This is a genomic window from Sphingomonas zeicaulis (assembly GCF_050433225.1).
Taxonomy (GTDB): Bacteria; Pseudomonadota; Alphaproteobacteria; order Sphingomonadales; family Sphingomonadaceae; genus Sphingomonas_D; species Sphingomonas_D zeicaulis.
Genome location: NZ_JBNPXQ010000001.1, coordinates 1,348,084 through 1,361,683, shown reverse-complemented (window position 1 = coordinate 1,361,683; position 13,600 = coordinate 1,348,084). Strand labels below are relative to the sequence as shown.

9 protein-coding genes are annotated in these 13,600 nt (G+C 64.8%); 4 read left to right on the top strand and 5 right to left on the bottom strand.

Features of this window, described 5'->3' with window-relative positions; all coding sequences use genetic code 11:
* The first annotated feature begins 168 nt into the window (after positions 1 to 168).
* Positions 169 to 861, top strand: coding sequence for a Crp/Fnr family transcriptional regulator (locus tag FHS96_RS06410; protein ID WP_429588645.1), 693 nt, complete (start codon positions 169 to 171; stop codon positions 859 to 861).
* An 18-nt stretch (positions 862 to 879) separates the two neighbouring features.
* Here the strand turns inward: FHS96_RS06410 and FHS96_RS06405 are convergent, their stop codons facing one another.
* Complete coding sequence (locus tag FHS96_RS06405) at positions 880 to 2,313, bottom strand: aldehyde dehydrogenase family protein (protein ID WP_429588644.1); 1,434 nt, start codon at positions 2,311 to 2,313, stop codon at positions 880 to 882.
* Between the two features lie 142 nt (positions 2,314 to 2,455).
* Positions 2,456 to 4,099 carry an acetolactate synthase large subunit gene (locus tag FHS96_RS06400; protein ID WP_429588643.1) on the bottom strand — a complete coding sequence of 548 codons (1,644 nt, stop codon included), beginning with the start codon at positions 4,097 to 4,099 and terminating at the stop codon, positions 2,456 to 2,458.
* 214 nt (positions 4,100 to 4,313) lie between these two features.
* Here FHS96_RS06400 and FHS96_RS06395 point away from each other — a divergent pair, with 214 nt between their 5' ends.
* Positions 4,314 to 4,610, top strand: coding sequence for a putative quinol monooxygenase (locus FHS96_RS06395; RefSeq protein WP_429588642.1), 297 nt, complete (start codon positions 4,314 to 4,316; stop codon positions 4,608 to 4,610).
* A 4-nt stretch (positions 4,611 to 4,614) separates the two neighbouring features.
* Here FHS96_RS06395 and FHS96_RS06390 read toward each other — a convergent pair whose 3' ends face one another.
* A complete protein-coding gene (locus tag FHS96_RS06390; RefSeq protein WP_429588641.1) occupies positions 4,615 to 6,741 on the bottom strand; it encodes a prolyl oligopeptidase family serine peptidase in 2,127 nt (708 codons plus the stop codon).
* A gap of 337 nt (positions 6,742 to 7,078) precedes the next feature.
* Between FHS96_RS06390 and FHS96_RS06385 the strand changes: the two genes are divergently transcribed.
* Both FHS96_RS06385 and FHS96_RS06380 read left to right on the top strand, forming a co-directional pair.
* On the top strand, positions 7,079 to 7,909 hold the full coding sequence (locus FHS96_RS06385) for an alpha/beta fold hydrolase (RefSeq protein ID WP_429589648.1): 831 nt from the start codon (positions 7,079 to 7,081) through the stop codon (positions 7,907 to 7,909).
* Positions 7,910 to 8,043: 134 nt separating this feature from the next.
* A complete protein-coding gene (locus FHS96_RS06380) occupies positions 8,044 to 8,805 on the top strand; it encodes an SDR family NAD(P)-dependent oxidoreductase (RefSeq protein ID WP_429588640.1) in 762 nt (253 codons plus the stop codon).
* A 51-nt stretch (positions 8,806 to 8,856) separates the two neighbouring features.
* On the opposite strand, the gene FHS96_RS06375 is transcribed toward FHS96_RS06380, so the two are convergent.
* Positions 8,857 to 10,863, bottom strand: coding sequence for a TonB-dependent receptor plug domain-containing protein (locus tag FHS96_RS06375; RefSeq protein ID WP_429588639.1), 2,007 nt, complete (start codon positions 10,861 to 10,863; stop codon positions 8,857 to 8,859).
* 888 nt (positions 10,864 to 11,751) lie between these two features.
* Positions 11,752 to 13,272, bottom strand: a complete 1,521-nt coding sequence (gene adh / locus FHS96_RS06370; protein ID WP_429588638.1) for an aldehyde dehydrogenase — start codon at positions 13,270 to 13,272, stop codon at positions 11,752 to 11,754.
* Positions 13,273 to 13,600: the final 328 nt, after the last annotated feature.

Below are 13,600 nucleotides of genomic sequence, written 5' to 3'. Positions count from 1 at the left end.
ACCACGCGATGCAACCCTGTTGTTTTTTTGGACTTATGAGCAGTTCGGCGCGGAGAGGCAAGCGCGCTTTTGTGACTTGACGCAGCCTTGGGATGATTCATCCCTGTGCGCCGACGACTGTCCGTCATAATGCGAGTATATGCTCGCTTCACAATGCGGTGGGAAGGCATGCATTTCGATCCGATCACGACGCCAGACGGACTGCTGCTCCACCTCATGCTCGGCTTGCTGGTGCTCACCGCGCTGCTGCCTCGCGGAAGCGGCATGCGCGCGGCACTGGCGGGCGCAGCGCTCGCGGGCCTTGCCTATTTCATCCGCACGACCAGTCTTTCGGGGATGGTATGGACCAGCGTGCTGCTGCTCGTCACCGGCGCGCAGCTTGCGCGCCTCGTCATCGGCGATGTCCGTGCGGGCTTCCGGCCCGAGGAACAGGGTCTGCTCTCGACGCTCGACGGGCTCAGTCGCAGCCATGTTCGCCACCTGATCGACCAAGGCCTCTGGCTGAACGGCAAGGCGGGGGACATTCTGACGGAAGAAGGGCAGGCGGTGCCCAACCTCTATTATCTCGCGTCGGGCAGCGCGACCGTGTCCAGCGGCGGCAAGGTCGTCGCGACTTGCCCGCCGGAAAATTTCATCGGCGAGGTCACCGCGCTGGCGGGAACGCCGGCGACCGGCACGGTGATGCTGGATCGCCCGTCGCGCATCTGGTGCATGCCGGCGGACAAGCTGCGCGTCTATGCGGACACGCATGATGGCGTCCGCGCCGCGCTGGAGCGGGCGTTCCGCAAGGCACTCACCGCCAAGCTCGTCGCCGCCAACGCCACGATCGCCGAACTCAGCAATGTCGAACGCCCGGTTTGACGGCGCAGGGCTGCGCCGTCAGCGCCGCCGGATCACCAGATTGCGGATCTCGGTCATGTCTTCCATCGCGAACTTCACGCCCTCGCGGCCAAGACCCGAATCCTTCACGCCGCCGTAGGGCATGTTGTCGACGCGATAGCTGGGCACGTCGTTGATCACGACGCCGCCGACGTCGAGCCGGTCCCACGCGTCGAGCGTCTTGAACAGGTCGCGCGTGAAGATGCCCGCCTGCAGCCCGAACTTCGAATCATTCACCTCGTCGAGTGCGTCTTCAAATTTCTCGAACTTCGAAAGAAGCGCGAGCGGACCGAACGCTTCCTCGCGATAGGCCTTGGTGTCGCGATCGACATTTTCCAGCAAGGTCGCTTCGAGCATCGCGCCGTCGCGCTTGCCGCCGCACAGCAGGGTCGCGCCCTTCGCCAGCGCCTCCTGGATCCAGCCATCGAGGCGGGTCGCTTCCTTTACGTCAATCATCGGGCCGACGAAGGTGTCGCGGTCCTTGGGATCGCCGGCAATCAACGTCTTCGTCTTGGCAACCAGCATGTCGCGGAACTGGTCGTAGATGTCGGCATGCGCGATGATGCGCTGCACGCCGATGCAGCTCTGGCCAGATTGATAGAAGGCGCCGAAGATCACGCGATCGACCGCGTCGGCCAGATCGGCATCATGATCGATGATCACCGCGGCATTGCCGCCGAGTTCCAGGATCACCTTCTTCTTGCCGGCCTTGGCCTTCAGATCCCAGCCGACGCCCGGCGAGCCGGTGAAGCTCAGCAGTTTCAGCCGGTCATCCTCGGTGAACAGGTCGGCGCCGTCGCGGTGCGCAGGCAGGATCGAGAAGGCGCCCGCCGGCAGGTCGGTCTCCGCGAGCACCTCGCCCATGATAATCGCGCCCAGCGGCGTACGGCTGGCCGGCTTCATCACGAACGGGCAACCCACGGCGATCGCCGGCGCCACCTTGTGCGCCGCCAGGTTGAGCGGAAAGTTGAACGGCGAGATGAAGCTGCACGGCCCGATCGGCACGCGCTTCCAGATGCCCTGATAGCCCTTGGCGCGCGGCGAGAAATCGAGCGGCTGAACCTCGCCGGTCATCCGCACCGACTCCTCGGCGGCGATGCGGAACGTATCGATCAGTCGGCCGACCTCACCCTCGCTGTCCTTGATCGGCTTGCCCGCCTCGACGCACAGCGCGTAGGCGAGTTCGTCATAGCGTTCCTTGAATCGGTCAACGCAGTGCTGCAGCACCGCCTGCCGCTGATAGGCGGGCAATCGTGCCATCGGCTCAGCCGCAGCGACCGCGCCGGCAATACCGGCATCGATCGTCTTCGCATCCGCCTGTGCCACGCGGAACGCAACCTCGCCGGTGAACTTGTCGGTCACCTCCAGGTCCGCGTTAGGCTGCTCTGCCTTGTTGTTGAGATAGAGCGGATAAACGGATTTGAGCTTGGTCATCTGATGTCCTCGACCTTCACGCGCGATCCTCGGCGGAACCGGCGGCACCAGGCACCGGTCTTCCGGGTAGACCGATCCAAAGGCTGGCGCCTCGCTTTGGTTCCGCCAAGTTAAATTCCGGTAGTTTCAGCGCCGTGTCAGATCACAGCGCTGCACTGAGCTGCTTGATCTCTTGGTTGAGGATGCGGTCATTGTCCGCATAGTCGACCGGGCAGTCGATCAGTTGCACACCCTTGGCGTTGAGGCATTGCTCGATCAACTGCGGTAGCTGCTCCGCGCTTTCCACGCGATGGCCGGTGGCGCCGTAAGCCTCGGCATATTTCACGAAATCGGGATTGCCATAGGTCAGCCCCCAATCCTGGAACCCCATATTCGCCTGCTTCCAGCGGATCATGCCATAGCTGCCATCGTTGAGGATCAGCACGGTGATATTGAGGCCGAGGCGAACCGCGGTCTCCATCTCCTGGCTGTTCATCATGAAGCCGCCGTCGCCGCAGATCGCCATTACCTTCCGGTTCGGATAGACCATCGCGGATGCCATGGCGGAGGGCAGGCCGGCGCCCATCGTCGCCAGCGCGTTGTCAAGCAGAACCGTGTTCTGCTGACGCGCCGGATAGTTGCGCGCGAACCAGATCTTGTAGACGCCATTGTCGAGGCAGATGATGCCGTCGTTGGGCATCGCCTTGCGGATCTGCTTGACCAAGTAGGGCGGGAAGATCGGGAAGCGGGCGTCATCCTCAAGGGTGGCAGTGTGCGCCACCTCCGCCTGCCGCGCGGCGAGCATGCGGCTGCACGCCCAATCCTTGGGAACGATGTCTTCCTTCATCTGCCAGATGGCGTTGGCGATGTCGCCGATCACCTCGATCTGCGGAAAGTAGACCGGATCAACCTCCGCTGAGCGGGTCGAGACATGGATCACAGGGCAGCCGCCATTCTTCATGAAGAATGGCGGCTTCTCGATCACATCATGACCGATATTGACGATCACGTCGGCCGCCTCGACCGCCTTGTGGACGAAATCGCCAGCGGACAGCGCGGCGCAGCCGACGAACTTCGGATGGGTCTCGTCGATCACGCCCTTGCCGAGCTGGGTGGTCAGGAAGGGAATGCCCGTCTTCTCCACGAACTGGAAAAGCATCCGCCCGGTCATCTTGCGGTTGGCGCCGGCGCCGATCACCAGCAGCGGCGATTTCGACTTCTCGAGCATCTCGACCGCGGCGCGCACCGCCTTGGGCTCGGCGGAGGGCCGGCGCGCAAGACTTGGTTTGATCGGCAGGCTTTCGGTCTGCTCGTCCGCAACGTCCTCGGGAAATTCGAGGTGGGTCGCGCCGGGCTTTTCCTCTTCCGCCAAGCGGAACGCCTCGCGGATCCGGCTTGGAATGTTGTCGGCGCTGGCGAGCTGGTGGGTATATTTGGTGATCGGCCGCATCATGTCGACCACGTCGAGGATCTGGAAACGGCCCTGCTTGGATTTCTTGATCGGCTTCTGGCCGGTCACCATCAGGATCGGCATGCCGCCAAGCTGTGCATAGGCTGCAGCGGTCACGAAATTGGTCGCGCCAGGGCCCAGCGTCGCCAGGCACACACCGGTCTTGCCGGTGTGGCGGCCATAGGTGGCGGCCATGAAGCCGGCACCCTGTTCATGCCGGGTGAGGATCAGCTTGATCGATGTCGAGCGCGACAGCGAATCCAGCAGGTCGAGATTCTCCTCACCGGGCACGCCGAACATATATTCGACACCCTCTTCCTCGAGGCACGCGACGAAAAGATCGGAAGCCTTGGTCATGGTTCGCCATTTCCCCTTGCCCGGCATGGGCGTTGATCGCGGCAACTGTCTGGCGACCTCACGATTGGCTGCTCCGGTCTGCCGCCGGACGATGGTTGGGGTCTAGCCGCCTTTGTCCACCGTCGCCAGCCTCAATGCACCAACGCCGACTATCGCTCGAAATCGGCGCGCCGCAGGCTATGACGCGGGGGACACAGACGAAAGGGAACAGGCGATGACCAGTCCGGTGAAGATTGTGGCGGTGCTGACGGCACGTGCCGGCAAGGCGCAGGATCTGGCTGCACTGCTCGAATCCATGCTGGCTCCGTCGCGCGCAGAGCCCGGCAATCTGCGCTACGACCTGTGGCGCGACAAGGCGGATGCCACCCGCTTCGTTCTCGACGAACTCTATACCGACGATGTGGCGGTCGCCGCGCACCGGGCGACCGCGCATTTCCAGGCCTATCTCGCGCGGATCAACGATCTCGCTGAACGCAGCGCATTCGTGCTCGATCCCGTCGCAATCGGCTGAATCGTCACTTCGCCGGCGCCATCAACTCCTTCTTCAAGAAGGCGTGGAGCATCGCCGCGCGCACCGCATCCTCGGCATGATCAGCCCCCACCGAATGGCCGCCTTCCAGATACTCGTGATAATAGACGCGGTTGCCATAGGCGCCCAGCCGGGCCGCCATCTTGCGGGCGTGGCCCGGGTGGACGCGGTCGTCCCGCGTCGAGAGGTAGAAGAAGGCGGCCGGGTAGCGCACGCCCGGCTTCACATTCTGATAGGGCGAATAGAGCTTCATGAAGGCCCAGTCGGCGGGCACGTCGGGATCGCCATATTCCGCCATCCATGACGCCCCGGCAAGGAGGTGCGAATAGCGCTTCATGTCGTGCAGCGGCGATCCCGAGATGACGGCGCCGTAGAGATCGGGCCTTTGCGTCATCGCCGCGCCGACCAGCACGCCGCCGTTGGAGCGGCCCGAGATCGCGATCCTGCCCTTGCCGCTGATCCCGGCCTTCACCAGATCCTCGGCGACGGCGTGGAGATCGTCGAAGCTGTTCTGCCGCTTCTCGCGCAGCGCCGCTTCGTGCCAGGCCGGCCCATATTCGCTGCCACCGCGGATGTTGGCGAGAACATAGGCGTTGCCGTCTTCCGCCCAGAACAGCCCCAGCGGGCCCGCGCGATAGGGCTGTCCCGTCAGATAACCGGGAAGCTGCGCGGCGCGGAAGCCGCCATAGCCGTGGATCAGCGCCGGCACCGGACCGGTCGCGCCCTTCTTGCGAACGAGGAAATAGGGAACGCGCGTGCCATCTTTCGAGGTCGCGAAGCGCTGTTCGACGGTGAAGGCGTTCGCATCGAAGCGGGCCGGCAAGCTCTGCACGGGAGCGGACGAGCCCACCGCCGGCACCGCCATCAGCGCCGGCGGCTGTAGCATCGTCTCGACCGTCACGAACGCCAGATCCTGCGCAGCCGCGCCGGCCGCGATGTCAAGGGTCGCATTGGCCGCAAGCGGGATCGCGCGGCTGCTCCAGCGCCTTGACGTCGCATCGCGGGTGAGCGCCAGCAGCTTGCCAGAGACATCGTCGAGCAGCCGCACCCACAGCACATGGTCGGTCGCGACGGCTTCCTCGATCGATTGGCTCTCGGTCGGCGCAAGCACGAGTTCCGGCTTCGCGTCACGCCCCGCGGCGATATCGGCAATCGCGTAGGAAATGAGCGCACCAGCGGGGAAGGCATCGAGTGGCTTGTTGAGGAACACGATCATCCGCCCGCCGATTACCGCGCGAAGATCAGCGCTCGGCGGCACCGGCGTCGGCACGAAACGGCCGTCGGGAAGGCGCAGCGAAAGGATGCTTGTATAGAAATCGACGCCGCGCGATGCGAACACGCGCCGCACATCGCCATCCATCACCGCCGAGGGGGCGAGGCTGACATCCTCCGCCTTGCCGGCCATCACGTCGGTGGCGGCAGACAGCGGCGTGCCGCGCTTCCACTGCTTCAGCAGTCGGGGATAGCCCGAATCGGTCATCGATCCGGCGCCGAAATCGGTGCCGACCAGCAGCGTATCGCGATCGATCCACGCCACATTGCTCTTCGCTTCCGGCAGTCCGAAGCCGTCCTTCACGAACGCGCCCGTCTTCATGTCCCACTCGCGGACGACATCGGCATCGGTGCCGCTGGGCGAGAGCGAGACGAGGCAGCGTTCATAGGCCGGCGCAAGGCAGTCCGCGCCATGCCACACCCAACTCTTGCCCTCTGCCTTGCCAAGCGCGTCGACATCGATCAGCGTCGTCCACACCGGCTTCCCCGCGCGATAGGCGGCAAGCGGGCTCACCCGCCAAAGCCCGCGCGGATTCCTCGCGTCGCGCCACAGGTTGAGGACCTTGTCGCCAAAGATCTGGTCCGGCATCGCGATCTGCGCCTCGTCGTCGAGGATCGCGCGCGCCCGTGCCCGATCGGCCTCGAAGCCCGGCATCGATCGGACGCGCTGGTCGGTATCGGCGTTCCACGCCTCCACCTGCTTCAGCGCGCGTGGCCCATCGATCTCTTCAAGCCAGAGAAACGGATCTTCATCCTGCGGCGCGGCGCCGAGTGCGGCGCTGGCGAGCGCGATGGCGAAAAGGGCGGAACCGGCGATGGCGGTGCGGGATCGGAACGTCATCGGCATGGCCTAACCCTGACGACGGCGTTCATCAACATCGCCCGATCCGGCGGAGACGGACCAAGGTATGGGATCGCGCCTGCCTTGGTCGAATGGCGGCCAGCGGCGGCTGCGCCCATTATCACCGGCATGGCGGGCAGGCGATGAGGCGTGCCGCCAGCGAGGACGCCCGATGGCCACCATCCAGAGATATTCCGCCACTGCCAATATCACCGCATGGTCGCTCGACACCAGCCGCCGCGAATTGCTCGGCGGGATGATCGCCGCGGGCCTCCTCGCAGGCACGCCGGCATTCGCCGCACCGCTTTCCGGAAATCTGCAGCACGGAGACAAGAACATGGCCACGATCACCACGAAGGACGGCACCCAGATCTTCTACAAGGATTGGGGCCCCAAGAGCGCGCAGCCGATCGTCTTCCACCATGGCTGGCCGCTCAGCGCCGACGATTGGGACGCGCAGATGCTGTTCTTCCTCGACAAGGGCTATCGCGTGATCGCGCATGACCGGCGCGGACACGGCCGCTCGACCCAAACCGACACCGGCAACGACATGGATACCTATGTCGCCGACCTGATCGAACTCACCGACCATCTTGACCTGAAGAATGCCGTGCACATCGGCCATTCCACCGGCGGCGGCGAGGCGGCGCGTTATGTGGCGCGCGCTAAGCCCGGCCGCGTCGCCAAGGCGGTGCTGGTCAGCGCGGTGCCGCCGATCATGATCCAGTCGGAAAAGAACCCCGGCGGCCTGCCCAAATCGGTCTTCGACGGTCTGCGCGAAGGCCTCGCCGCCAATCGCGCCCAATTCTATCTCGATGTCGCGTCGGGGCCGTTCTACGGCTTCAACCGGCCGGGCGCGAAGATCCTTCCGGGAACCATCCAGAATTGGTGGCGGCAGGGCATGATCGGCGGCGCCAAGGCACATTATGATTGTATCGCCGTGTTTTCCGAGACGGATTTTACCGAGGACCTGAAAGCGATCACGGTGCCGACGCTGGTGATGCACGGCGATGACGACCAGATCGTGCCGATCGCCGACGCCGCCCTGCTGTCGGTCAAACTGCTCAGGAACGGCGAACTCAAGGTCTACAAGGGCTATCCGCACGGCATGCTGACCAGCCATGCCGACGTCCTCAACCCCGATCTGCTGGCCTTCATCAAGGGCTGACGCTGGCCGCAGGAGACCTTCCGCCCGGTTCGGGTGGATCGATCGCGCAATCCGATCTATCCGGCATGCCTCCCTGGCGGAGTCATGCCGGATAGGCGCGCGACCGCCATTGAACCGATCTGAACGGAGGTCTCATGCAGCTCAACGGAATTCCGGTCATCGTGACGGGGGGCGCGTCCGGGCTGGGCGCCGCCACGGCGCACCTGCTGGCCGAACGCGGTGCGCGCGTGTCGCTGTTCGACCTCAACGCGGAGGCTGGGGAAAAACGCGCTGCCGCGATCGGTGGCGCCTTCTTCGCGGTCAATGTGACCGACGATGCCAGCGTTGCAGCGGGTATTGCGGCCGCCGAGGATCGGCATGGTGTCGCTCGCATTCTCGTCAACTGCGCGGGCATCGCACCCGCGATCAAGACGGTGGGCAAGGAGAATGTGCCGCATCCGCTCGATGCCTTTCGTCGCGCGGTCGAGATCAACCTGATCGGCACCTTCAACATGATCGCCAAGTTCGCGGCGCGGCTGGCGAGCGTCGAGACGGATGAGGAGGAACGCGGCGTCATCGTCAACACCGCATCGGTCGCTGCCTATGACGGGCAGATCGGGCAGGCGGCCTATGCCGCGAGCAAGGGCGGCGTCGTCGGCCTGACGCTCCCCGTGGCGCGCGATCTGGCACAGCACCGCATCCGCGTCGTCACGATCGCGCCCGGCATCTTCCTCACGCCAATGCTGATGGGGCTGCCGCAAGCGGCGCAGGATTCGCTGGGAACGCAGGTGCCCCATCCCAGCCGCCTGGGGCGGCCGGAGGAATATGCGCAACTCGTTGAGTCGATCATTGCCAACCCTATGCTCAACGGGGAGGTGATCCGTCTGGACGGCGCGATCCGCATGGCGCCGCGCTAGGCCGGCTCAGGTTTCGCGCACAGCGCTGCCGTTGCTCATCTTTCTCCCCCTTTATCGTTCGAGCTTGATCCCGATCCAAAGCGTGCGCGGGGTGCCGACATCGATCGATCCGGCAACATTGCGGGTGACGACGGCGGTATCGAAGAGGTTCTCCGCGCGGCCGACAAGGAAAGCGCCTTTGCCGAGCGGCACGCGCGCGACCGCATCGACGGTCAGCGCATCCTTCAGCGCATCGGTCTCGCGATCATCCTCGAACTGGCGGCCGACATAGCGCAGCGTTCCCGAGAGGTTCCAACCGGGGGCGGGGCGCCAGCCGAGCGTCGTGCTCGCCGCATGGCTCGGCGTCTGCGCCGGGATCAGCCGGTCGAACGCTTCGCCCGGCGCATCCACCCGGCTGTGGCTGTAGGCGTAGCTCGCCAGTGCGAAGACCTGGCCGAGCCGCAGGCTGGCCGAAAGCTCGACGCCCTTCGCCGTCACCGCATCCACATTCTGCCGTTCCCGCAGATTGGTTCCGATCGTCACATTGGCGATCGCGCCTTCCAGCCGGTTGTAGAAGGCGGTCGCAGCGAGCGTGACGCCAGGGGCGGGCATGAGATCTACGCCCGCTTCGACGCCCTTCAATCGCTCAAGCCCCAGCGCGGCATTGGCCCGCGTCGTCACCGGGAACACGGTGAAGGGACGATAGAGTTCGTTGAGCGTCGGCAGGCGGAAGCCGGTATAGCCCGCACCGCGCAGCGCGACCGCGCTCGACAGCTTCAGCACTCCGCCCGCGCGGAAGCTGGGGCGCCAGCCGTCACGATCGGCGAATTGCCGATCGTTGGTGACCATGCCGACGGCATTGCGCTCGGTCAGGAAACCACCGTCGATCGACCAGTGATCGAGCCGCGCGCCGCCAGTCAGCGTGAGGCGGCCGATCGTCCAGTCATCCTCGACGAACAGGCCGAAGGTCGCCTGCTCGCCGCCGGCATTGCGGCGGACCGTGACGGCGCCGGTAGTGGCGTTGAACCCGTCCTCGAACATCTCGCCATCGGCCAGCCGCGCGTCCGCACCGATGCGCAGCAGATGCGCATCGGCAACCGGCGGGCGCAGCTCGATCTTGCCGCCATAGCCGGTCGAGGGCGTGTTGCGCTGGTCGAGCGTCTTGCGGAAGCTGGTGGCGCTGATCACAACGTTGGAGAAGTTGCGCGCCTGCACATAGGCGAGCAGATCGACCTGCCAGCGCCCCCGCGACACCAGCCGGATGCTGGCGTCCTGCCCTTCCGAATGGCTGTCCGCACCTGCGAAGCGCAGGGTGCGGTCATCGCTGAACAGGAGCCCGCGGAACTGGACTTCAAGGTCCGGTGCGATCGGCGCGACCGCGCGCAGCCCCGCCGACCAGCTTTCATATCGCGCCCGCGCTGTGGCCGCGACTCGCTGGTCGCGCGGCGTGGTATGGAAGCCGTCGCCACGGTCCCACCGGCCGGAGACCGTCACGAAGCCCTCGCCGAGATCCGGGGTGATGGCAGCGGAAAGTTCGGTTGCATCCTGGCTGCCGTAGAAGGCGCTTGCCGCCACCGTCGGCAGTTGCGCGCGACCGGCGCTGGCGAGTTCGATCGTGCCGGCGACCGCGCCTGCCCCGAACGCGCCGGTACCGCCGCCCCGGGTGATGCGCGCCTCGGCGAGCCGCTCGGGGGCGAGGGCGCTGTAAGGGATATAGCCGAAGAAGGGATCCGCCTGCGGCACCCCGTCGAGCAGCAGGAGGGTGCGGCTGGAGGCATTGCCGCCCAAGGCCCGCAAGGTCGCGCCCTGCGCCGACGGATTGGCCGAGCGGCTGTCCGATCGGCGGAACTGCTGGAAGCCGGCGACGTCGGCCAGGATATCCTCGATGCGGCCCGCGGCGCTGTCGGTCAGCCGGTCACGGTCGATCGTCACCGCGCCGTAGGCGGGCGTTCCCGGTGGCAGCGGCAGGCCTTCGCCCGTCACGACGATCGGATCCCCTTCGTCCGGCGCCCCTTCCGCCGCAGCCGGGCTGGGCAGCGCCAGCAGCGCGAGCGCCAGCGCGGAAAGGGACGTAACCAAAGGAACCGGGATCGGGCGACAGGGGGCAGGGAACATCAACGCGCTTTCGTCGGACAGGAAGCGGCGCCCGCCGGGCACCGCCTTCCCAAGGAGAACGGGGTTATCGGAATAAGCCGGCAGGGTCAGGCTCCCCCGCGACCAAGCCTCAAGGACAGGGGAGGGGGATCTAAGCCTTCATCTCGTGAATCCGAACGCATCCGGAAAAGCGGCGGTTAGGACGTATTTTTTCGCCAGAGGCAAACGCAAGCGAGCCCGCGCAGGCGAAAGTGACAAAGGTTACACTGAAATCCGGTTTCGCGGGTGCCATTCCGCCGCCGCTAAGTGGCGTCGCGGGCGATATTCTGGTTTTTCTGAAGCATCTCATGACCTTCCACTCTTAATGAAGACGTTGCCAGGCTTGAATCGCAAGCGCCTCAAAACCGGCGCCATAAGCGGCACGATCGGCGCCTTCGCTTCACCGCATGGCGGCATTGCCAGGGCGGTGAGCGACAATGCGCCCACGCCTGATTATCACACCAGCGTCCGGATGCGATGTCGTGGCCTGCCTGTACGGCAAGCGCTCTCGTCGTTGCTGCGATCTGGCAGGGGGCAGGCACAGCGATCAAGCCGACGAGCGATTTAAGGACACGAAGGCACGCTTTCGATCACTAATGTCAAGAACGAGGATATTCCGATAAAGTCTTGAAAAATCACAGATGTTCGTCTGGGGCGCCGAAATAAGGCGCCGAAATGGGACTGTCGTGCTCGGTTCGACCGCGCCGTCGGCGAGCGGATGTGGCTGGGCCGATGCACTGGCCAAGTGGAAACGCGTACAGATCGGCGACATTCCGGCGAGCGGGAAGGCCCGCCGGTTTGCCGTCGTCGTTCAACACAGCCTTAGAAGGCGTCTCAGAAGAAGCCTAGCGCCTTCGGGCTATAGCTGACCAGCAGGTTCTTGGTCTGCTGATAATGATCGAGCATCATCTTGTGGGTTTCGCGGCCGATGCCCGACTGCTTGTATCCGCCGAATGCGGCATGTGCCGGATAGGCGTGGTAGCAGTTGGTCCACACGCGCCCGGCCTGGATCGCGCGGCCCATGCGATAGGCGGTGTTGCCGTCACGCGTCCACACGCCGGCGCCGAGGCCGTAGAGCGTGTCGTTGGCGATGGCGAGCGCATCCGCCTCATCCTTGAAGCGCGTCACCGCCAGCACCGGGCCGAAAATCTCCTCCTGGAAGACCCGCATCTTGTTGTGGCCTTCGAGGACGGTGGGGGTGATGTAGAAGCCGCCGTCGAGATCGGCGCCGAGCGTGGCACGGTCGCCGCCGGTCAGCACCCGCGCGCCCTCATCCTTGCCGACCGCGATGTAGGAGAGGATCTTGTCCATCTGCTCGCTCGACGCCTGCGCGCCGATCATCGTCGAGGGGTCGAGCGGGTTGCCCTGCTTGATGCTCTTCACGCGAGCGACGGCGCGCTCGATGAAGGCGTCGTAGATCGAATCCTGGATGAGCGCGCGGCTGGGGCAGGTGCAGACCTCACCCTGGTTGAGCGCGAACATCGCGAACCCTTCGAGGCATTTGTCGAAATAATCATCGTCGGCGTCCATCACATCGGCGAAGAAGATGTTCGGCGATTTGCCACCCAGTTCCAGCGTCACCGGGATCAGGTTTTCGCTGGCATATTGCATGATGAGGCGGCCGGTGCTGGTTTCGCCTGTGAAGGCGATCTTGCTGATCCGCTTGCTGGTGGCCAGCGGCTTGCCGGCTTCGAGGCCGAAGCCGTTGACAACGTTGAGCACGCCCGGCGGCAGCAGATCGCCGATCAGATCCATCAGCACCATGATCGACATCGGCGTCTGCTCGGCGGGCTTGAGCACCACGCAATTGCCCGCGGCGAGGGCCGGCGCCAGCTTCCACGCAGCCATCAGGATCGGAAAGTTCCACGGGATGATCTGGCCGACGACGCCCAGCGGCTCATGGAAATGATAGGCGATGGTATCCTTGTCGATCTCGGCGATCGAGCCTTCCTGCGCGCGGACGCAGCTTGCGAAATAGCGGAAATGGTCGATTGCGAGGGGGATGTCGGCTGCGGTGGTCTCGCGGATCGGCTTGCCGTTGTCGATCGTCTCGGCCATCGCCAGCAGATCGAGATTTTCCTCCATTCGCTGCGCGATCTTCAGCAGCACGCCCGCACGATCGGCCGCCGCGGTTTCGCCCCAGCCGGCCTTCGCCGCATGCGCCGCATCGAGGGCCAACTCGATATCCTCGGCACTGCTGCGGGCGACCTTGCAAACGACCTCGCCGCTGACGGGGGAGACGTTGTCGAAATAGGCGCCACGCGACGGCGCGACCCAGGCGCCGCCGATGAAATTGTCATAACGTTCACCGATCAGGCTCTTTCCCGCCAGACCGTCGATGGCTTGCTGCAGCATCTCTCTCTCCATGTAGCGCGAGCTATTTTCAGCTTCCCCGCGATCATGAAGGCAGGGAGCAAGGGGAGCAATTGGCCGTTCGGTCGTTTGAGCCAGCCATCGCATTGCAGGCACGGTTCGACGGAGAAATTTTGAGCGCTGCGAGTTGCGATCCGCGCTTTGCAATTCGCTCCGGATGTAGGGCTGAGCGGATGAAGATGAATCAGCGCGCCATTGATTTGGAGGCTGTTGAACCGAGGTCAAATGGACGGCAGCGGTCGACTGCTCGCAAAGCCGTGCGGTATGATCGGCCTTATCCCAAACCGTCATCGTCATTCGACAGCCAGCG